The organism is Micromonospora tarensis (assembly GCF_016803395.1).
In the GTDB taxonomy this organism is placed as follows: Bacteria; Actinomycetota; Actinomycetes; order Mycobacteriales; family Micromonosporaceae; genus Micromonospora; species Micromonospora tarensis.
Map to the genome: position 1 here is coordinate 1 of NZ_JAEVHL010000008.1, position 20239 is coordinate 20239.

Sequence of the window (20239 nt, forward strand, 5' to 3'; positions counted from 1 at the left end):
CGATCATCCGCGCCGCCCGCGAGTGGTCGCGGTCGGCCGAGGCGAGCGCCGCGCCGGCAACGCAGACGTACGGCACGAAGTCGGCCCAGTCGTTGCGGAACACCCGCTCGCGGTTCTCGGCGAACAGCGTCCTGGCCACGTCGAGGTTGCCCAGGCCCAGCTCGCAGAACGCGAGGTTGTGGTATTCCGAGTTGACCGTCCTGGGTTGGCCGAGCGCCTCGTTGAGCGCGATGCTCTCCCGGTACAGCTCCCGAGCGCGGACCAGGTCGCCAGACATCCGCGCCACCCCGGCCAGGACGTGCCTCGGCCGTTCCTCAAGGCTTCGGTCGCCGGCGCGCAGCGCCACCGCGAGCGCCTCCCTGGCCCGGGCTTCCCCACCCGACAGGTCACCGCCACGGATGGCAACCCGGGCGAGGCTGTACCGGGCCTCCACCTCGCCCGCCGGGTCGCCGGCGGCCTGGGCCCGCTCGATCTCGGCCTCGCTCATCCGCACCACGGCGGCGGTCTCGCCGCGCCGGAAGGCCGAGCGGACGTTCTCGCTGAAGGTCATGAGTCTTCCTGTTCCGCTGGCCGGTTGCCCGTCAGCCCGCCTGGAACACGGTCCAGGTCTCCACGAGCGTGAAGCCCATCGATTCGTAGAGCGGTCGGCCCATCGGGCTGCTGTGCAGGTAGGCGGCGTCCGCGCCGGCGGCGATGCCAGCACGCAACACCGCCTCGGTGAGCCCGCGGCCCAGGCCACGACCTCGGGCCGCCGGGACGACGGCGATGTTGAACACGCCGACAGCGCCGCGGGTCCGCACCCCGAACGCGGTGCCGACGGGGCGGCCGGACTCCTCGGCCAGATAGCCGGTCATGGCGTCGGCGTCGAGCACCGCACCGCCCATCAGCGAGCCGAAGGCGCCGTCGGGGACCTCGAAGCTCTGGTTGAGGGCGTCGGTGTACCGCTCGCTCTCGACGGCGCGACCTGGCGTACCGGCGTCCGCTGGGCCGAGCCGGCCCGGAACACGATGTCGTCGGTGGCGCAGGCCAGGAAGGGCAGCTCGGAGCGTCCGCGCAACCCGTGCCGGGCCGCGAGATCGGCGACCTCGTCGCTCGCCTCGCCACGAACCATGAGCGACCAGTTCGGCACCTGCCTACGGACCTCGGTCGCCAGTTCGTCGAGCGACCCGAGGTCGGCTCGGTGGTCGTGTCAAAGACCCCGTTGAGCGTCGGGATGCCGGCCTGGGTGAGCCCTGCGCGAGCGGTGCCGCGCTCGGCGTACCAGCCCTTCGGGGTCACCCGGCAGAGGAGTTCGATGGCGTCGAAGTACGCCGTCGCCATCCGGTCGGCGGTGGTGCTCATATCCGGTCTCCCCCAGAACGCGCTCGCTGGTCCTCGTCCGACAACCTAACCAGCGGTCGGGTTGGCGAGCACCTTCGAGAGGCCGAGGTCACCCCGCACCGGCACCGCGCGGGCGGGCGGGCACTCGTCGTGGCGCACTCCTGGGGTTCGGCCGCGCCGTCTCCGCCGAACGGGTCCGGCGGGCGCCGCGCACCGATCAGGAATCGAGAAGCCCGCGAGCGCCGCCCAGCCTAGCCTTTGCCCAGGTAGCCGACAGCGCGCCAGGCCTGATCAACAGAGGGAGCCCGAGTATGTCAGCGAAGACCACCACTACCGAGTCCGATGGCTTCAGCGCCGAGGAGCGGGCCGCGATGAAGGAGCGTGCCGCCGAACTACGCGCCGAGGGCAAGAAGGGCGCGCAGAAGGCCGACGGCCTCCAGGCGGTCCTCGACCGGATCGCCCAGATGGAGCCGGAGGACCGCGCGCTCGCCGAGCGGGTGCACGTGACGGTGACCGCCGCCGCCCCGGAGCTGTCCCCCAAGACCTGGTACGGGATGCCCGCCTACGCGAACGCGGACGGCAAGATCGTGCTGTTCTTCCAGGACTCCGGCAAGTTCAACTACCGGTACTCGACACTGGGCTTCCAGGACGCCGCCACCCTCGACGACGGCGACCTGTGGCCGGTGGCGTACGCGTTGCGGCAGTGGAGCCCGGCGGTGGAGAAGAGGGTCACCGAGTTGGTGCGGGCGGCGGTCTCCTGACCCGTCCCGTTCCACACCCCGGAGCGAACCAGCGGGCGGTGTCGGGCATCTCGACTGTCCGGCGGAGCCGGGCCGGACGCCCTTCCGCAACCGGCCCGAGGTGAGCGATGATCGGGAACGGAGCTGAGGGAGGCACCCGGTGCGTACGTTGTGGGGCAGGTCGCCAGCGGTGGGACGGGGTCGCCCGGTGACGAGCCGGGCGGCCGACGGCGGCCGGCGGCCGGCGGGTCGCGGTCCCTCAACCACTGCGACGGCGACGCCCCGATGATCATGATGGCGATCGTCAGTCAGTTCGCGATCACCGAACTACCGGAGTGACAATTGTCGATCACTGACCAGGCGTTGGCCATCGCGGCGGCGGAGGCCGGAGCAGCTGTCGTCCGCGCTCGACACGGATCGTCGCTGACGCGCTTCACGAAGCTCGGGGACGACTTCGCCACCACTGCCGACATCGAGGCGGAGCAGGCCATCCTCGACGTCCTGCGGGCGGCGCGTCCGCAGGACGATGTGCTGGGCGAGGAGAGCGGGCGCACGGGTACCGGCGGAAACGGACGCACGTGGCTGGTCGACCCGCTGTGCGGCACGTTGAACTATGCCGCCCGCACCATGCTGGCCTCGGTCAACGTCGCGCTGCACACCGGCACGGGCAGCGCGGTGGCCGCGTCGGCGGACCCGTTCATCGGTGAGGTGTTCTGGACCGACGGCAGCGCCGCGTACGTCCGTAGCGCCGGGACGGACGAGCGGCTTGCCCCGTCGGCCGAGTCGAAGCTGGTCGACGTCAACCTCGACCCACCATTCCCCAGCAGGGACGTCTTCCTGGCCGCTCGACTGCTCGCCGACGAGGACTTCGCCGAACGGTTCCACCCACGGGTGATCTCCACCAGCCTGGCCGTGGCGTGGGTCGCCGCCGGTCGCCGCGCCGCCTACCTGACGGACCGCCACGACCTGGGCCGCAGCGTCCACTTCGCGGCCGGAATCGCCCTCTGCCAGGCGGCCGGTTGCGTGGTCACCGGGCTCGACGGCCAGCCGCTGCACACCGGCGGGAACGGGCTCGTCGTGGCCGCCGACGAGCGACCCACGCCGCCCTGCTGGCCCTCATCCGCAAACAGCGCACCGGGCGGGACCAGGGGCCGAGGTCGTGGTCAGTCGCGGGGCCAGACCTGGACCGGCACGGCCGGGAAACCCGACGCTGAGAAAGTGTTCGGTGCGGCGGTCGCGGAGTAGGCAGTCCGGCCAGGCATCGAGCACCGCCGGCAGGGTGCGGTGACCGACCGCAGTTGACGGCGGGGCCCTGCCGCTGGTCGGAGGCCGCTGGTCGACAGTCAGTCATGGTGGCGGGTGTGCTCCCCGGCGGGCGTGGAGTGGGCCGGGTCGGGCCGCGGCGGGTCGCTTCCGGCGCGGCGCAGGGCGGGGCCGATCAGCAGCGTCGACGTCGCGAACATCGCGGCGAACAGCAGCAGGGCGACGCCGGGTGCCCACCAGGTGGCGAAGCGACGGCGCAGTCGGAGCAACATCGGCGTCATGGCGGCCACGCCCAGCACACCGAACAGCACAGTGCCGCCGGCCCCGGCCAGCAGTGCCGTGCCGGCGAACAGGCCGAGGTGGTGCAGCAGGTGTGGGGCCAGACCCATCGTGGTGCCGAACACGGCCCCGACGCTCCACCGACCGACGCCGGGGCGGGTCGCCGGGCTGTCGTCGGCATCGAAGCGCGAGGCGGTCACCGCTGCCGCGTCGCGGCGCGGTCCCGCACCGGCGCGCGCCCCGGAATCCGCAGCAGCCGGCACTGCCGGACCGTCAGCCACCGGCCGCCCCGCTCACCGCTGCCGCGCTCGGCTGCCTGTTCGCGGCGTGGACGAGTGTCGTCAACGCGGCGATGACCGCCGGGCGCTGCTCGGCCGGGATGTTGCGCAGCAGGTCGGCGAAGCGGGCCGCGCGGGCGACCGCCAGTTCACCGGCAGCGCGACGGCCCTCGGACGTCAACTCCAACCAGACCAGTCGGGCGTCACCGGCGCGCTCGGCCCGTTGGACCCAGCCCCGGGCGGTCAGCTGGGACACCAGCCGACTGACAGTGCTCTTCTCCAGCCGCAACCGCTCGCCCAGAACGCTCTGCGTCAACGGACCGTCCCGGTCCAACTCCCCTACCGCGTGTGCCTCGGAGGTCGGCACCGGCGTGCCGCACGGAGTGCGGTCTGGCTGATGCAACCCGAACGCGCGCACGAACGCGCTGATCCTTCCTTGGAGGGCGAGAGCCTGTTCGAGATCATCGTCCGACATGGTTCGACCCTACAACCAATTGGTTCGATCGTACAACCATGCATCGCCCTGCCGATCCGGCGCGGCGCGGCACGCCGGATACTTGTCCGTTGTGACGACCAAGGCCCTGATCTTCGACTTCGACGGCCTGCTGATGGACACCGAGAGCACGCTGTTGGAGAGTTGGCGGTGGGAGTGGCAGCGGCACGGCCTGCGGCTCGACCCGGCGGGTTTCTTCGCCGACCACGGCGGCGACGCGAACGAGGTTCGGTACGCGACGCTCGGCGCGACAGTGGGGCCGAGCTATGACCGCCCGTCCAGCCACGCCCTGCGGATGGCCTACCGAGCGGAGCTGAACGCCGCACTGAGCCCCGCGCCCGGCATTGTCGGCTGGCTGGATCGAGCCACGGAGCTGGGGCTGCGGCTGGCCGTGGCGAGCAGTTCCCCGAGCACCCACGTCGGCGCACTGCTGGACCAGGCAGGTTTGCGGGCGCGGTTCGAGGTGCTGGCGACCGGCGAGGAGGTGCCCGCGCACAAGCCGGACCCGGCGGTCTACCTGCTGGCGTTGCGGCGACTCGGACTTCCGGCAAGCCAGGCGGTCGCGTTCGAGGACACCGCGCACGGCGTGGCGGCGGCACAGGCGGCCGGGCTTCGCTGCGTGGCGGTGCCGAACCCGCACGCGGACCACGCCCGCTTCTCGGCCGCGGACCTCGTGCTGCGCAGCGCCACGGACCTGGCCCTGGACGCCCTCCTGGCCACTGTGGCGCGGCGCGCGGACAGGCCCACCCGATCTTCGGTCAGCGCCGGCAGGCACACTGAGGAGCGATCCGACTCTTGACATGAAGTCCGGTTGAGGTCCTAGCGTGCCGTCGGTCACCTCAGCACCGTTGTCGAAGGGATTCTGATGCAGCTGCCACGTGTTCTCCGGCCGCGTACCGTCGCGAGCGCGCACTGCGACCTGCCGTGCGGGGTCTACGACCCGGCCCAGGCCCGGATCGAGGCCGAGTCGGTCAAGGCGCTCTCCGAGAAGTACCAGGCCAGCGACGACCCGGAGTTTCGCACCCGCGCGCTGATCATCAAGGAGCAGCGCGCCGAGCTGGTCAAGCACCACCTCTGGGTGCTGTGGACCGACTACTTCAAGCAACCGCACTTCGAGAGGTACCCCCAGCTGCACGGTCTCTTCAACGAGGCGACCAAGCTGGCCGGCGCCGGCGGCGCGAAGGGCGCGCCGACCCGGCGGTCGCCGAGCAGTTGCTCGCGAAGATCGAAGAGATCTCGAAGATCTTCTGGGAGACCAAGCAGGGCTGATCAGCCGAGGGCGGGTGGCTCGGGCCACCCGGTCCGGCGTACCGCGTTCAGGAGGAACCGTATGGCGTCGCGCACTGACCTCGTCGAAGACCTGATGGGGCGTTTCCCCCACGTGCCGCGGGAGGCGGTCCTGAAGGAGGATCTGCTGCGTGGCGGCCTCGCCTTCGACGACGCGGCACTCACCGACAACGAACACGGGGACGTCAAGCCGAAGTCGTACTTCATCTTCTCCTTCGACCACCGGACGCTGCCGGAGCTGGGCAGCGCCGCGCTGCGCCGGCCACCGGAGGAGATCGTGCTCACCGGAGGGCCGTACGAGCTACGTCGGACCGTGGTGTCGGTCCGCATCAACCCCAGCTCGCCGTACCGCGTCGGCACGGACAGCGACGGCCGGCTGCGCCTGTTCCTGGACGGACGCCCGATCGCCGACGTCGGGCTGCCTCCCATGCCGGCCTACTACCGGCACACGCTCGCCAACGGCAAGTCGGTGATGGAGGTCGCCCCGACGATCCAGTGGGGTTATCTGATCTACCTCACCGCGTTCCGGGTCTGCCAGTACTTCGGCGCCAAGGAGGAGTGCCAGTACTGCGACATCAACCACAACTGGCGGCAGCACAAGCAGGCCGGCCGGCCCTACACCGGGGTCAAGCCCGTCGACGAGGTGCTGGAGGCGCTGGAGATTATCGACCGGTACGACACCAACCGGGCGTCGCAGGCGTACACCCTCACCGGCGGCAGCATCACCTCGCAGGTTGGCGGGTTGGCCGAGGCCGACTTCTACGGCCAGTACGCCCAGGCGATCGAGGAGCGGTTTCCGGGGCGGTGGATCGGCAAGGTCGTCGCCCAGGCGCTGCCCCGAGCTGACGTGCAACGCTTCTACGACTACGGGATCCGCATCTACCACCCCAACTACGAGGTGTGGGACAAGCGGCTGTTCGAGCTGTACTGCCCGGGCAAGGAGCGATACGTCGGTCGGGAGGAGTGGCACCGCCGCATCCTCGACTCCGCCGAGGTCTTCGGCCCGCGCAACGTGATCCCGAACTTCGTGGCGGGCGTCGAGATGGCCGCCACGCACGGCTTCGCGACGGTGAACGAGGCGATCGATTCCACCGCGGAGGGGCTCGACTACTTCGTGTCCCGTGGGATCACGCCCCGGTTCACCACCTGGTGCCCGGAGCCCACCACTCCGCTGGGCCGGACCAACCCGCAGGGAGCACCGCTCGAATATCACGTGCGCCTGCTGGAGGTCTACCGGGCGACCATGGACGCCCACGGCCTGTCCAGCCCACCCGGGTACGGTCCGGCCGGCCCCGGGCGAGCGGTCTTCTCGGTCAGCTCCTTCATGGACACCCTGCCGTCGGCCGACTCGTAACGAGCGCCCGCGGGCGGGAGCGCCACCGAAGGGTGCTCCCGCCCGCGTCATCCGCCTCGGCTCGGTTGCCTCAGGCCACCGGCGCTAACTGGCGTACGTCTCGAACTCGCCGACCCGTGGCGTACCGCCCGAGCTGTTGATCCTGAAGCTGATCTTCGTCAGGGCGGTCGCGGCGAAGGTGATCGAGCCGGCCCCGCTGCCGGCGGCCAGGACGGCCCCGTTGTCGTTGTTCACGAGCTGCCAGGCCCCGATGGTGCCCTGGGTGCCGGACGGTTCCCGGATGACCACCCGGGACACCCGGGTGGCCGACTGCCACTTGATCGAGATCGTGCCGGTCGAGCCGGCCGGCGACCACCAGGTGCCGAGGTCGCCGTCGCGCACGTTGCCGTAGCTCGTCCCACTGGCCTTGCTGGAGCCGTCGGCACCCGCGCCGAGGCTGAGGTTGGTCCCACCGGACGGGGGCGGGGTGGTCGGCGGCGGAGTGGTCGGTGGCGGGGTGGTCGGCGGCGGAGTGGTCGGCGGCGGGGTCTGCGGCGAGCAGCTACCGTTCGACACCCGCAGACCCGTGTTGGCCCCCACCGTCTGACGGACGATGTCCGGCACGCAGCTCGCCCCGTCGAGGCTGTACGGGTACGGGATGCTGACGGTGGTGTTGGAGGTCGGGTTGGGACCGGCGGGGTAGTTCTCGCTGCCGGCGCTGGACCAGGTCACGTTGTCGAACACGTTGCCGTTGACCTGCCAGTAGCCGCGTTCGTCGGTGTAGAACGTCCCCAGCACGTCCTTGGAGTCGCGGAAGTAGTTGTTCTCCACCTTGGCCCTGGCTCCGGCCCGGGAGTTGATGCCCGACTCGTGCAGGCTGACGTAGTGGTTGTTGTAGATGTGCGCGATGCCGCCGCGCAGCAGCGGCGTCCGGGAGTCGATGTTCTCGTAGAGGTTGTGGTGGTAGGTGATGAAGCCGTTGGACGTGTCGCTCTCGCTGGACCCGACCAGGCCACCGCGACCGGAGTTGCGCAGGATGCTGTAGGACAGCGTCACGTACTGGGTGTTGTCCTTCATGTCGAAGAGGCCGTCGTACCCCTCCGACTCCCCACCGGAGGCTTCCAGGGTGACGTGGTCGACCCAGACGTTGCGGACCGTGCTCTCCATGCCGATGGCGTCGCCGCCGTTGGAGGTGGGCGAGCCCGACTTCTTGACGTTCCGCACCGTGACGTTCTGGATGATGATGTTGCTGGAGTCGCGGATGTGGATGCCGAGCTGATCGAAGACGGCGCTGCCGACTCCGATGATGGTCACGTTGCTGATCTGCTTGAGCTCGATCACGCCCGCCGCGGTGTTGCAACTCGACCCCGACACCTTGCTGGTGTTGCCGTGGTTGATGGTCCCGGTGACCTCGATGACGATCGGGGTGCTGCTGCTGGCCCGACCGCACAACGCCGCGTGGATCGCCGTGCCGGTGGTGGCCCGCACCGTCTGCCCGCCCGCACCGCCGGTGGTGCCGCCGTTCTGGGTGGCGTAGCCGGTGGCGCTGCCGGCCGCCGCCGATGCCTGCGGGGACGGCAGCGCCACCCCGACCGCGATCCCCACGGCCGCCGTGGCCAGCGTTGCCTGAAGTCGCAGCGCGACTGGTCGTCTCATCTCGCCTCACCTTCACATTCGTCTCGTTGGTCGCGACCGCGCCTACCCTCGGAGTCCTTGAAGGAATAGTCGGCAGTGAATCGCATAGATTTCATCGCTGTGGCTTACGCCCTGGTAGAAGCAGGGTCCTGCCGCGCGATCAGGGTGCCGATGATGACACTGATCACCTGTCCGTTAACTGAAACATCGATGTAACGCAATCGTAGGAAAGCGGTTTCCGGAAAGGCAAGGGCTAGCGCTTGCAGGTTTGTTGCAGTGCTCGGGCCGGCTGACGGGAAGGCGTGGGCGGACCGGCGGCACGGCGTACGGCAGCGCGGGCGAGAACAGTGCCACCACGCACGGAATCCGCAGCATCACCCCGATCACCACCGTCCACACGTACGGCCAGAAGGTGTCGGCGGTGGCGATCGAGTACCCGGCCACGGTCAACCCCCGCACCCTCGACACCGCCACCTTCTCGGTGACCGACACCATCTACAACTTCCGCTTCAACCCCATCGAGGACCTGCCGAAGCTCGCCGACCGGACGATCACCCACACCTACACCAACGGTGTGCCGGGCACCCGGGCCGACCACCGATCGGCACCCGGCAGGTACGTCATCGTCGAACTCGACCCCGCCGACACCGGCGGCTCCACGGTCATCGTCTCCAAGTGCCCGACGTTCCTCTGCACGGTGAAGGTGAACCCCGAACTGCCGACCCGGGTCGTGCAGCGCAAGGACGTGCACGGTCAGCCCGGTCGCGGCGTCGGCAAGGGGCCACTGCTCGCCAGGGCCACCCCGGGCGAGTCCCGGCCGGTCACCGAGAAGCCGGTCAACCAGCTGGTCGACGAGTTCAACTACGGCTCGTTCCTCAGCGGCGGCATGGTCCTGCCGTACCACTACCACCTGCCGAAGAACTACCAGCCCGCCCGGAAGTATCCGCTCGTGGTCGTCCTCCCCGGTCACGGGATGGGCTGGGACGGCGACAACCTCGGGGTGCAACTCGCCGCCGACATCCCGGCCACCGCGTGGCTCCAGCCGGAATGGACCGGCAGCGCCGAGGAGGTGATCGTGCTGGCGCCCCAGCACCAACGGGTCGGCGCGCGCCGAGGCGGACCTGCTGGTCAAGCTGCTCGACCAGTTCGTCGGCCAGTTCGCCGTGGACACCCGCCGGGTGTACGCGTCCACCGTGTCGTACGGCTCCCAGCTGCTGTGGGAGGCCTTCGCCAAGCGGCCGGACCTCTTCGCCGGCGGCCTGGTGACCGGCGGCTTCCCGGTCGGCGCCAGCCAGGCGACCGCCATCGCGGCGGCGGAGGTGCCGGTCTGGATCACCCACGGCGAGCACGACCACCTGCTGAACGTCTCCGGCGCGCGCAACTCCACCGCCGCGCTGCGGCAGGCGTACGCCGCCCGGGGTAAGACGCCGGAGCAGGTCGCCGAGCTCGTGCGCTACACCGAGTACGCCGACGCCGCCTTCTCGGTGCCCGACTACCACGCGGCGTTCGGCCCGACCTACGAGGACCGCGACATCCTCCGCTGGCTGCTCGACCAGGCCAAGCCCGGCAACGCTGGCGACTGACGCGGTGGGGGCCGGGTGAGGTGTCGCCCGGCCCCGCAGCGCGATCTCCCCGCCCGGTCGGGTCAGCGGCGGGTGTCGTCCGGGTCCGGCTCGGCGGCGGACGGCGCACCGCCGACCAGCACCGACTCCCGGCCCTCCGCCCGGGCGCGGGCCAGCAACCCGGCAAGCCGACGTCGGCGGTGCCGGGTCACCGCCCGCACAGCGAGCAGCAGTACGGCGAGGAGACAGAGCAGTACGAGCTGCACCCACGGCACGACCCAGGTGGTGACGGTGGCGGACGCCAGCCGCAGCTCGGCGGCGGCCTGACCCTCGCCGAGCAGGGCCGGTGACGTGGTGACTGTGGTACGCAGACGCCCCAGCGCCCAGACGCCGTCGGCCCGGGCCCGCACCGCGCGGCTGCGCCCGGGAGCAACTCCTCGACCGCGCCGGTGGCGTCGTGGCTGGTCCGGCCGAAGAGGTCGGACACCGTCACCCGGGAGGTTCCACCGACCCAGACGTTGCCGTCGTTCTCGACCGTGTAACGAACCCGGACCGTGCCAGCGCGGAAGGGATTCCACGACGGCGAGTACGACGTGCTGAGGCCGCCCACCGGCAGGGCCGCTCGGGCGACGCCGTTGACCCGCAGCATCACCCGGAACCCGACCCGGCTCTCGACGCTCACCGTCCCCCCGGTGCTGGTGACCGTCGCGGCGATGCCGGCCGGATGGTCGCCCGGCGTGGCGTCCCTGGGCACCGTGATCGTGAACGGCACCACTCTGGTCTCGTTCGGGCCGACAGTGACCCGCTGCTGGACGTCGATCCAGGTGCCACCGTCGACCGAGGGCCGGTCCGACGACAGCATGTTGAAGCGGCCCTTGTCGGTGAGGTAGCCGTCGGCGGCCTTCAGGGAGAAGGCGACAGCGCTGCGGCTGAGGTTCCGTACCGCCAGGTGTTCGGTCACGGCCTGCCCCGGGTCCAGGTTGGCGGTGATCCACCGGCGGTGGTCCGGCCCGGTCGCCGACGCCGGCTGGACCGTCCAGGTCAGGGCCTTCGGGTCCGGTTCCGCCGCCACGGCGGCCGGCGCGGCCGCCACCGTGAGGGACACGACGGCGAGGGCGACGAGCGCCCGACGCAGCGGGGTGACGGTCATGACGCGGCCCTTCGGCACGGGGCTGGCGGGGGCCCGGTGCGGGCCCCCGCCAGGCCACTACTCGAACAGTGAGAGGGTGAGCGTGGAGTTGTACTCGCCGGCGGCGACCTCGGCGGGGGTCCGCAGGTACAGGTCGGCGTTGACCGAGTACGAGTCGCCGGCGACGGCCGCGGAGTCGAAGGCCGAGACCAGCAGCTCCTGGTCGACGAGACCGACGTTGTTGCCCGGCTGGGTGGCCTCGTCCAGCGAGGTCACCACCTCCTCACCCTCGGTGACCAGGCCGGTCTCTCCACCGTCGAGCAGGCGGGGCTTCCAGCCGAAGTGGTCGGCGGTGATCGGTGCCTGGCCGGCGCCGCCGGTGAAGTCGGTCGCGCTGCCGAGCACCGCCCAACCGGCGCCGTCCGGCACCTCGTCGGCGACGCGGGTGTCGGTGACCGTCACCGTCGGGAGCGTACCGACGAACTGGCGGACCAGCAGGGTCGAGCCGTCCTCGGAGAGCGCGACGGCGTCACCGGCGATCGACATCGCGAGGACGCCGGGCTCCCTGATCTCGTCGATGTCGACGGTGACCCGCACGCTGGCATCGTCGCCGGGCTCCGCCACGGCGGGCGACGGCAGCACCGCGGCCCCGGTCAGGACAGCGCCGACGGCGCAGGCGGCGAGCAACTGCCGCCGTTTGTATGTGTTCATGTCAGCTCCGATCTCAGCCGTGAAGGGTTAGCCGCCGCAGGTGCCGGCGGGGTGTTGCACGGTACGGACGGTCGTCACATCCCGCCCGCCGATCGCCCCGGTCACCCGGACCGTGGCCGAAGCAGCCGGCACCGACTCGGCGCGGGTGTTGAAGGACTGGTACGCGTTCGTGCCCGGCGCGACGGCCGTGAACGACCGCTCGCCGTACGGCGTTGCCAGGTTGATCCCCACCGGGGCGTCATGGTCGTTGCGCGCCTGCACCGCCACGTACGCGTTGCCACCCACGCACCGCGTCGACGCGGTGACCGTGACCGGCAACTCGGGTTCGGTGGCCGCCGCGAAGGCCCAGTTGTCGATCTCGAAGAGGTCGACGCCGGCCGGGCCGGTGACGGTGAAGTAGACGTCGTGCACGCCGCTGACGCCGGTGAGGTCGGCGCTCACCTCGGCCCACTGGCCGAGCGGGGTGTCGACCGCGATCGTGCCGACGACCGGACCGGCGGCGTCGTCCAGCCGTACCTGGACCTGCCCGCCGGGCGCGAGCGCCCGCACCCGTGCCGTGACGCTCCGCGCGCCGTCGCCGCCGAAGTCCACCGACGACAACGCCGTCCAGTCGCCGTTGTCGATGTCCCTGACCACCAGGTTCGGTGCCGCGCCGCCGAACTGACCGGAGCTGCCGTCGACCTTCGTGGTCGCGACGCCCTTGCTCCAGCCGAAGGTCTCGGCCTCGAAGAGCCGGTACGGGTCGAAGTCGCGGACCTGGTCCACCCCGGCGTAGGTGCCCACAACCTGCTGGATCGTGCCGTCCGGGTTGAAGGTCAGCTGCTGGATGTGCGGGCTGCGGTACCCCTGGGTGGTGTTGCCGTTGATGCGCTTGTTCAGGGTCGGGGCGTGGTAGGTGAAGTAGTACTTGCCCTCGAACTCGAACACCGACTGGTGGTTGTTGCCGCCGGTGCCGGCGCCGAAAAACTGCGACTGGTTCGGGAAGAGCACCCCGGCGTAGCTCTCCTTCGGCCACGACATCGGGTCGTCGGAGATCAGGTAGCCGATCTGGCCACCCCCGGGGTAGCCGGGAAGCGGCTGCTGGCTGCCGCCGAAGTCGTTCCCACCGAAGTGCGAGGAGTACGAGAAGTAGTACCTACCCTGCCGCTTGAAGACGTGACCCGCCTCGAAGGCGACCGGGGCGTCGACCACCGCCGCCGTCCCCTCGGTCGCGACCATGGTGTCGCTGAGTTCGATCGCCCGGATGTTCTTCGGGTTGTTGAAGCGTTCGGCCGGCGGCATGCTCGTCGACGCCGGACCGCCGCCGAAGTAGAGGTACGGCTGGCCGTCGTCGTCCACGAACGGGGCCGGGTCGAACTTCCACGCGACGTCCTCGGCACCGGGGGTGCTGCCGTTGATCAGCGTGCTCGTGCGCTCGGTGGTCCACGGGCCGAGCGGCGAGGCACCCGTGATGACGTTGCTGGAGCCACCGCCGTTGGCGTAGTAGAGGAAGAACTTCTCCACGCCGTTCACCACCTTCTTGGTGATGCCCGGCGCCCACGAGTTGGCGGTGAACGGTGCCACCCCGTTCGGGCCGGCGACCTGGATCTCGCCGTGGTCCGTCCAGTTCACCAGGTCCTCCGACGAGATCACCGTGATCTGGTTGATGTCGCCGTAGTTGATCCCCGGCGAGACGCCGGTGGACGGGTTCGGGGCGTACCCCTGGGTGTCGTTGGTCAGGTACATGTACACCCGGCCGTCGTGCACGAAGCCGAAGCCGTCGGCGCCGAACTTGTGCCCGATCAAGGGGTTGTGCTCACCCGGCAGCTTGCCGACGACCTCGATGGTCTTCGACGCCGGCGCGGGCGGCGCGGCGCCGACCACCGACACGTCGTCGACTGTGAAGTCCATCAGGTGCACGGCCGGGTCGGTGGACGGGGTGCTCGTCCAGGGGGTCTCGAAGAACAGCCGCGCCGTCGACACGGCCTGCCCGGCCGGGATCGTGAACGTCCCGTTGAACTGCGTCCACTGGCCCTTCGTCGCCGTCACGCTGACCAGGTTGGTGTAGGTGCCGCCGCCGTAGTGCATGGTGGCGAAGAACTGTTTGGTGGCCGGGCCGTCGGCGTTCTGGTACTTGATGCGGGCCGTGAGGGTGTAGGCCTGACCGGCCTGCACCTTGCCGCTGAGGTCCTGCATCGGCCCGGACCCGGTGGTCGTCCGGCTGGTGACCAGCGCGGCGCTCGCGCCGGCGTACGCATCGGACGTGGCCGACAACTGGGCGCCGTCGGCGGCGTTTCCGTTGTTGACGAACCAGTTCGCCAGGCCCTCCTCGAACCCGCCGTTGACGATCAGATTCGTCTCGGCGGCCTGGGCGGGCACCGACCCGGCTCCGAACGTCGCGGCCAGCAGCAGGCCGACCGTCGCGATCGCCGCGACCCGTCCTCGGGTCGCCCGTCGCAGTCGTTGTTCCACGGGACATCCTCCTTCATCTCTGACATGCGGTCATCGGTGTACGGGGGATCGGTGGTGTGGGTTCTCGGGTGGTCCGGACATCAGGGGTCGACCGGCCGCCACCGGCTCGACCACGGCCGGCGGCGCGGGCAGTTCGGCTGTCCGCGCCGCCGGGCCGGTCGGTGGTAAAGCTCGTGGAGGAGCCCGAAGGCCCCGGGGTGGGTCAGCCGCCGCAGTTGCCGGCGGGGTGCTGCGCGGTGTGGACTGTGGTCACGTTCTGGCCCGCGACCGCGCCGGTGACCCGGACCGTCGCCGAACCGGCCGGCACCGCCGCCGCGCGCGCCGGGAACGACTGGTAGACGTCCGCCCCGGACGCCACCACCGGGAACGACCGGTTTCCGTACCGGGTCTCCATGGTGATTGCGACCGGATCGTTTGAGTCGTTGCGCGCCCGCACCGCCAGGTACGCCTTCCCACCGAGGCAGCGCACCTCGGCGGTGGTGGTGACCGGCAGGGCCGCCAGCACGCCGAGCCGGGCCAGTTGGTAGCTGAGCGCCCGCTCCGGTGCGTCGATCTCGTTCTGGGTGCCGAACCGTCCGGCCCGCGCCGAGGTCGCGGCGGCGAGCGCGGACTGCGTCGCGGCCCAGGCGTCAGCCGGGTAGTGGCGGGCGTCGAGCGTCTGCGCGTGGCCGATTGCCGCGTCGAGGGCGGTGCTGTCCAGCGGCCGGGCCTGCGCGGTCAGCACGTCGCTGAGCAGGTAGTCGTCGAAGTCGACGTGCCCGCCGGTCTGCTGGGTCGCGTAGTTGAACAGCCCCACCCGATGCCCCATGAAGTGCGCCAGGCTGCCATCGAGCGCCTGCGGGCCGACGCGGTTGCCGAGCCGGGTCCACCGCACGCCGTCCAGGCTGTAGTAGAACGTCGTCCACAGCTGACCCACCGGCGAGGCGAAGTCGAGGTCCGCCTTGACCCGTACCTCTGTCGCGTCGCCCAGCGGCACCGTCGTACCCGGGATGAAGGCCTCCAGCGTCGACTGGTCGAGGTCGACAGCGAACGGCTGCGACCGGTTGACCACGCCGAGGGTGTTGACCCCGCCGACGCGCTTGACCGCCACGTACGAGAAGCCGCGGTTGTAGGCGGCCAGGCCCGCGACGTCGCCGTCGCGCATGCCGGAGATGTCCATCCGGGTCTGCACCGACTGCCGTGGCCCGAACGTCCGCTGCGACAGCGTGTTGCGGGCCTCCTCGAACCACGCCAGCTCGGCCCGGTTGGACAGCTTGGTGTAGACGTACTGGCCGGTGACCACAGTGCCGGCCGTCAACCGCAGCCAACCGTCGCGGTCGGTCAGCGACCAGTACCTGTTGTCCGGGGCGTGGTTCCACTCCCACGCCAGGTCCAGCCGCGACCCGTTGGGGGCGATCTCCGCTGGGTCGAGCGGCGCCGGGACCGTCCACTGCTCGTCCTGGTACGCCTTGGCCGGCGCGTCGTTGGCGAAGTCGTCCGAGGCGACGATGCTCTTCTGCCGCTCGAACAGCTCCTCGGCCGGGCTGAGCCGGATCGGCTTGTCGAACAGGCCGTTGACCGGCACGGCACCGTTGCTGCCGAACGTCGCCACCCGTCCTGCCAGGTGGCCGGGATGAGCGCCGGGATCCGGCCGATCGGGAACGTGTCCCGGAAGAACATGCCGTGCCAGTCGGTCCGGCCGTCGGCGCGGCTGATCGGCACCAGGCTGCCCTGGGCGAAGCCGTTCGAGTTGAGCACCCCGCGCGCCTCGTAGGTGTTGACCCCACCGGCCGAGGTGTAGCGCCCGAGCAGGTCCTTCGAGCGGAACATGACGACCTGCCGGCCCTGCCCGGACGGCCAGGTGATGATGACGGCGTAGTACCAGCCGTCGATGTGGTAGAACTGCGCGCCCTCGAACAGGCCGCCGATGAACGGCTGCCCGGCGTAGTCACTGGCGGTGAAGATGTTCGGGTAGTCCTGCACGATGGCCGTCAGGTCGGCGTTGAGGCGGACGGCGCTGGTGCCACCGGAGCCGTAGAAGATGTACGGCGTGCCGTCGACGTCGAAGAAGAGCGAGGGGTCGTGCAGGCCACGGCCGAGGGCGGTGCGTTGCCAGCCGCCGTTCTCGATGTCGTCGGTGCGGTAGAGGTACGCGCCGTTGAGGTTGTTGGTGTTGAAGGCGACGTAGAACATGCCGTCGTGGTAACGCAGCGACGACGCCCACTGGCCCTGGCCGTACGAGTTCTGACCGTTGCGCAGCGAGAACGAGTCACCGATGCTCGCCCGGTCGAAGACGTAGTTGACGATCTCCCAGTTGACGAGGTCGTACGACTTCATGATCGGCGCGCCCGGACTCAGGTGCATCGTCGTGCTGATCATGTAGTAGATGTCGCGGCCCTCGTCGTTCTCGGCGGCCGGCACCCGCTCGACGCTGATGTCCGGCACGTCGGCGTTGAGCAGCGGCACCGAGTACGTGCCGGCGCCGGTGTCGGTCGAGGTGTACGACGACCGCGGCGACCACCCGTCCTCGGCGTGCGCGGCGGCCGGGGTGGCCACCAGGCCCGCACCGACGAGGACGGCGGCCGATGCGAACGCGCACAGTGGACGGAGGCGACGAGCCCGCACCGCGTACCACACCCGGGACAGGGCGTTCGCCAGGTGCTGAGCGATGGTGTTCAGGCTGTTCACAGCGGATGTGCGGGTGGAGTTCAGGACACCTGAGCGGATCGACACGACCAAGACGAGCTCCAAACGCGAGAGCGGCGTGAAGGCCATCGTGTTATCGCTAACAACAACTGTCAAGACAATCAATGAAACGCGCCCGAAGTATTCCCGTAACACACACTGTCCACATAGGACAAGTACACCCCCACCCCAGCTCCGACCTGACCCCGGCCCGACCCGGGGTGGGGGTGGGTGGGGGTCAGGCGGTTAGGCAGGTGCGGAGAGCGGCGGTGAGGTTGTTGGCGCGCTCGTCGCCCATGCCGCGCATCTGGTTGACCACGTAGCCGAACCCCACCTGATGCTCGGCGTCGGCGAAGGCCAGGTTTCCGCCCGCGCCGTCGTGGCCGAAGCTGCGCGCGCCGAGCAGCGGCCGGGCTGGCGGCGAGTGCAGCAGGAAGCCGGTCCCCCATCGTTGTCCGGTGTCCGGCGGACCGTGCCGCTGCTGGCCGCGCGAGCGCACGACGACCGCGTCGTCCACCGACGCGACGGCGAGCAGGGGCTCGCCCTGGATGTTCGACACGCAGGCCGCGTAGAGGCGCGCGAGGCCGTCCGCGGTGCTCACCGCGCCCGCGCCCGGGATTCCGGCGGCCCGGATGGCGTCGTCGTTGAAGCTCACCAACCCGTCGGCGTCGGCGGGAAAGGCGAAGGCGCCGCCCATGGTGATGCCCCGTTCGGCGACCGGGTCCACGAACGGTTCGGCATCCGGAGGTGGTGCCAGGCCCCAGGCGACGCTCTCCTTCGCACTGGCGGGCAGCCCGAGCCAGGTGTGCAGGCCGAGCGGCCCCGCCACGGTGTCGGCGAAGAACGCGCCGGGTAGCTGGCCGGTGATCCGCCGGATCACCTCGCCGACCAGCCAGCCGTACGTCATCGGGTGGTAGCCGTGCGCGGTGCCCGGCTCCCACAGCGGGGCCTGCGCCTCGATCGCGCGGATGACCGGGTCCCAGGCCAACACCTCGTCGAGGGTCAGCGGTCGGTCCAGCGCGGGTAGGCCGGCCTGGTGCGTGAGCAGCCACCGCACCGGAATGTCGGCCTTGCCGTGCTGCCCGAACTCCGGCCAGTATCGCGTCACCGGGGCGTCGAGGTCGAGCCGCCCCTGCTGGACCAGCAGGTAGGCGCAGACGGCCAGAATTCCCTTGGTGCAGGAGAAGACGACCACCGGCGTGTGCGCGTCCCACTGTCGCCCGGTCCGGACGTCGGCCACCCCGCCGTACAGGTCGACCACCTTGCGACCCCGCGCGTAGACGGTGAGCGCGGCGCCGACCTCTCCCCCGGTGCTGAAATTGTCCCGGAAGACGTCGGCGACGGGCCCGTAGCGCTCGTCGACGTCGCCGTGGATCTGTGGCTGTGTGCGCACTGCCTACCCCTTCACTGATCCCTGGATCAGGGCCTTGATGAACTGTCGCTGGAAGATCAGGAACACGATCAGGGTGGGGGTGAGGATCAGCAGCGACCCGGCGCACAGCAGCACCAGATCCGTGCCCCACTGGCCCTGGAACGCGCCGAGCGCGCCGGCCATCGTGCGTTTGCTGGCGTCGTCGACGAGGACGATGGCGAGCAGGAACTGGTTCCACGTCCAGAGGAACATCAGGATGGTCAGCGAGGCGATCGCCGGCCGGGCGAGTGGCACCTGGACCCGCCAGAACAACTGCCACGTGCTGCTGCCGTCCACCCGGGCCGCCTCGGACAGCTCGACCGGCACGTTGGTGAAGTGGGCCCGCATCCAGAACACCGCGAACGGCATGTACAGGCCGATCAGCGGCAGGATGATCGCCCAGCGGGTGTTGAGCAGACCGAGATCCTGCATCTGGTAGTAGAGCGGAGTGACCACCGCCTCGAAGGGCAGCGTCAGGCCGAGCAGGAGCAGGCCGAAGACGAGCCGGCCGCCGGGCACCCGCAACTGACCGAGCCCGAACCCGGCCATGGTGGCGATCAGCACGGACACCGGCACGACACCCGCCACGATGAGCAGGCTGGAGCGCAGCAGGGCACCCATGTTGGCGGCGGTGAAGGCGTCGGCGAAGTTCCCCCACTGGGGGTCGGACGGCCAGGCCAGACCGTCGGGTACGCTGCCGCGCGGCTGCAACGCCGCCGAGAGCATGCTCACGAACGGCAGCAGGGTGACCACGATCAGGGCGATCAGCAACACTCGGCCGGTCACCTGTTCGCGTCGGCTCAGGTTCACGGCTTCTCCCCCCGGGTCAGTCGTTGGATCGGCAGCACACAGGCCAGCACCAGCAGCATGAGTACGACGGCGAGCGCCGAAGCGAGCCCGACCTGACGCTGCGAGAAGGCCAGCCGGTAGATCTCCAGGCCCGGCACGGTGGTCTGCAGGCCGGGGCCGCCACTGGTGGAGATGTAGACGATGTCGAAGCTGGCCAGGGCGGCGATGATCGTCACGGTGAGGCAGACCCCGATCTCCTGACGCAGGCTGGGCAGGGTCACGGCGAAGAACTCGCGCACCGGCCCGGCACCGTCCAGGCGGGCGGCCTCGTACAACCCCGGATCAATCTTGCTCATGCCGGTGACCAGCAGGATGGTGCAGAGACCGAGCAGGACCCAGGCCCCGATCACGCCCACGGCCGGCAGCGCCGTGTCGAAGTCGCCGAGCCAGGCGCGCGTGACGCCGCCGAGGCCGACCGCCCGCAACACCTGGTTGACCAGACCGTTCGACGAGAGCAGCCAGCTCCACGCGATGCCCGCCGCCACCAGCGGGATGACCTGCGGCAGGAAGAGGATGGTCCGGACGACGGTCCCGAACGCGCCGGTGGTGATCCGGCGGACCATGCTCGCCACCAGCAGCCCGAGCGCGACCGGGATGAAGCTGAAGAAGACGATCAGGACGACCGCGTTACCAATGATCTTCAACAGGTCGCTGTCGGTGAAGACGGTGAGGTAGTTGTCCAGGCCCACCCAGCGGGCCACCCCGATCCCGTTCCAGTCGTAGAGCGAGTACTGCAGGGTCAGCACGAGCGGGCGGAGGACGAACACCGCGTACATCACCAGGGCGGGCAGCACGTACAGCCAGCCCGTCCCGGCCGCGCGGGCCCACCGGAAC

The 20239-nt window shown here is 70.3% G+C and carries 20 protein-coding genes and 2 pseudogenes; 8 read left to right on the forward strand and 14 right to left on the reverse strand.

Annotated features, from left to right (window positions below; genetic code table 11):
* Together JM949_RS03105 and JM949_RS03110 are read right to left on the reverse strand one after the other, a co-directional pair.
* On the reverse strand, positions 1-550 hold a 550-nt coding region (locus JM949_RS03105; RefSeq protein WP_203146952.1), incomplete at its 3' end, for a tetratricopeptide repeat protein.
* Between the two features lie 31 nt (positions 551-581).
* Complete coding sequence (locus JM949_RS03110) at positions 582-884, reverse strand: GNAT family N-acetyltransferase (protein WP_203146953.1); 303 nt, start codon at positions 882-884, stop codon at positions 582-584.
* A gap of 747 nt (positions 885-1631) precedes the next feature.
* Between JM949_RS03110 and JM949_RS03115 the strand changes: the two genes are divergently transcribed.
* From JM949_RS03115 to JM949_RS03125, 3 genes and pseudogenes are all read left to right on the forward strand, one after another.
* Positions 1632-2081 (forward strand): iron chaperone, encoded by a 450-nt coding sequence (locus JM949_RS03115; protein ID WP_203146954.1) that lies wholly within the window; start codon positions 1632-1634, stop codon positions 2079-2081.
* 150 nt (positions 2082-2231) lie between these two features.
* Positions 2232-2399, forward strand: coding sequence for a hypothetical protein (locus JM949_RS03120; RefSeq protein ID WP_203146955.1), 168 nt, complete (start codon positions 2232-2234; stop codon positions 2397-2399).
* A 3-nt stretch (positions 2400-2402) separates the two neighbouring features.
* A pseudogene (locus tag JM949_RS03125) lies at positions 2403-3193 on the forward strand (inositol monophosphatase family protein); the annotation flags it as partial.
* A gap of 210 nt (positions 3194-3403) precedes the next feature.
* Here the strand turns inward: JM949_RS03125 and JM949_RS03130 are convergent.
* Entirely contained in the window at positions 3404-3802 is a 399-nt protein-coding gene (locus tag JM949_RS03130; protein WP_203146956.1) for a hypothetical protein, read from the reverse strand.
* Positions 3803-3875: 73 nt separating this feature from the next.
* Positions 3876-4355, reverse strand: coding sequence for a MarR family winged helix-turn-helix transcriptional regulator (locus JM949_RS03135; RefSeq protein ID WP_203146957.1), 480 nt, complete (start codon positions 4353-4355; stop codon positions 3876-3878).
* Between the two features lie 91 nt (positions 4356-4446).
* On the opposite strand from JM949_RS03135, the gene JM949_RS03140 reads away from it, so the two are divergent.
* The 3 genes and pseudogenes from JM949_RS03140 (at position 4447) to JM949_RS03150 (ending at position 7014) form a co-directional block, all read left to right on the forward strand.
* Entirely contained in the window at positions 4447-5172 is a 726-nt protein-coding gene (locus JM949_RS03140; protein ID WP_203146958.1) for an HAD family hydrolase, read from the forward strand.
* Positions 5173-5238: 66 nt separating this feature from the next.
* A pseudogene (gene sodN / locus JM949_RS03145) lies at positions 5239-5642 on the forward strand (superoxide dismutase, Ni).
* Between the two features lie 94 nt (positions 5643-5736).
* Positions 5737-7014: a radical SAM protein gene (locus JM949_RS03150; RefSeq protein WP_321170134.1), complete on the forward strand. Its 1278-nt coding sequence runs from the start codon at positions 5737-5739 to the stop codon at positions 7012-7014.
* A gap of 84 nt (positions 7015-7098) precedes the next feature.
* Here JM949_RS03150 and JM949_RS03155 read toward each other — a convergent pair whose 3' ends face one another.
* Positions 7099-8649 carry a pectate lyase family protein gene (locus JM949_RS03155; RefSeq protein WP_203146960.1) on the reverse strand — a complete coding sequence of 517 codons (1551 nt, stop codon included), beginning with the start codon at positions 8647-8649 and terminating at the stop codon, positions 7099-7101.
* Positions 8650-8899: 250 nt separating this feature from the next.
* On the opposite strand from JM949_RS03155, the gene JM949_RS03160 reads away from it, so the two are divergent.
* Entirely contained in the window at positions 8900-10051 is a 1152-nt protein-coding gene (locus tag JM949_RS03160; RefSeq protein WP_203146961.1) for a hypothetical protein, read from the forward strand.
* Positions 9948-10211 (forward strand): hypothetical protein, encoded by a 264-nt coding sequence (locus JM949_RS03165; RefSeq protein WP_203146962.1) that lies wholly within the window; start codon positions 9948-9950, stop codon positions 10209-10211. The genes JM949_RS03160 and JM949_RS03165 overlap by 104 nt, the downstream gene beginning before the upstream one ends.
* Before the next feature lie 62 nt (positions 10212-10273).
* Here the strand turns inward: JM949_RS03165 and JM949_RS38415 are convergent, their stop codons facing one another.
* The 9 genes from JM949_RS38415 to JM949_RS03200 form a co-directional block, all read right to left on the reverse strand.
* On the reverse strand, positions 10274-10402 hold the full coding sequence (locus tag JM949_RS38415; RefSeq protein WP_255545502.1) for a hypothetical protein: 129 nt from the start codon (positions 10400-10402) through the stop codon (positions 10274-10276).
* Positions 10399-11340: a DUF916 domain-containing protein gene (locus JM949_RS03170; RefSeq protein WP_238432484.1), complete on the reverse strand. Its 942-nt coding sequence runs from the start codon at positions 11338-11340 to the stop codon at positions 10399-10401. Before JM949_RS03170 ends, JM949_RS38415 begins: the two co-directional genes overlap by 4 nt.
* A 57-nt stretch (positions 11341-11397) precedes the next feature.
* On the reverse strand, positions 11398-12030 hold the full coding sequence (locus JM949_RS03175; protein WP_203146963.1) for a hypothetical protein: 633 nt from the start codon (positions 12028-12030) through the stop codon (positions 11398-11400).
* 27 nt (positions 12031-12057) lie between these two features.
* Entirely contained in the window at positions 12058-14481 is a 2424-nt protein-coding gene (locus JM949_RS03180; RefSeq protein WP_203146964.1) for a family 43 glycosylhydrolase, read from the reverse strand.
* Positions 14482-14683: 202 nt separating this feature from the next.
* Positions 14684-15877: a beta-xylosidase family glycoside hydrolase gene (locus tag JM949_RS36340; RefSeq protein ID WP_309231985.1), complete on the reverse strand. Its 1194-nt coding sequence runs from the start codon at positions 15875-15877 to the stop codon at positions 14684-14686.
* Entirely contained in the window at positions 15802-17148 is a 1347-nt protein-coding gene (locus JM949_RS36345) for a glycoside hydrolase 43 family protein (RefSeq protein WP_309231977.1), read from the reverse strand. Before JM949_RS36345 ends, JM949_RS36340 begins: the two co-directional genes overlap by 76 nt.
* Positions 17149-17383: 235 nt before the next feature.
* On the reverse strand, positions 17384-18538 hold the full coding sequence (locus tag JM949_RS03190; RefSeq protein WP_203146965.1) for a serine hydrolase domain-containing protein: 1155 nt from the start codon (positions 18536-18538) through the stop codon (positions 17384-17386).
* 3 nt (positions 18539-18541) lie between these two features.
* Complete coding sequence (locus tag JM949_RS03195; protein ID WP_203146966.1) at positions 18542-19366, reverse strand: carbohydrate ABC transporter permease; 825 nt, start codon at positions 19364-19366, stop codon at positions 18542-18544.
* Positions 19363-20199, reverse strand: coding sequence for a carbohydrate ABC transporter permease (locus JM949_RS03200; protein ID WP_309231978.1), 837 nt, complete (start codon positions 20197-20199; stop codon positions 19363-19365). The genes JM949_RS03195 and JM949_RS03200 overlap by 4 nt, the downstream gene beginning before the upstream one ends.
* Between the last annotated feature and the right edge of the window lie 40 nt (positions 20200-20239).

Coding starts and splice junctions, on each gene's coding strand:
- JM949_RS03110 (WP_203146953.1), bottom strand. CDS start 884: ATGGGCGGTGCGGTGCTCGACGCCGACGCCATGACCGGCTATCTGGCC.
- JM949_RS03175 (WP_203146963.1), bottom strand. CDS start 12,030: ATGAACACATACAAACGGCGGCAGTTGCTCGCCGCCTGCGCCGTCGGC.
- JM949_RS03115 (WP_203146954.1), top strand. CDS start 1,632: ATGTCAGCGAAGACCACCACTACCGAGTCCGATGGCTTCAGCGCCGAG.
- JM949_RS03135 (WP_203146957.1), bottom strand. CDS start 4,355: ATGTCGGACGATGATCTCGAACAGGCTCTCGCCCTCCAAGGAAGGATC.
- JM949_RS03170 (WP_238432484.1), bottom strand. CDS start 11,340: ATGACCGTCACCCCGCTGCGTCGGGCGCTCGTCGCCCTCGCCGTCGTG.
- JM949_RS03150 (WP_321170134.1), top strand. CDS start 5,737: ATGGGGCGTTTCCCCCACGTGCCGCGGGAGGCGGTCCTGAAGGAGGAT.
- JM949_RS03155 (WP_203146960.1), bottom strand. CDS start 8,649: ATGAGACGACCAGTCGCGCTGCGACTTCAGGCAACGCTGGCCACGGCG.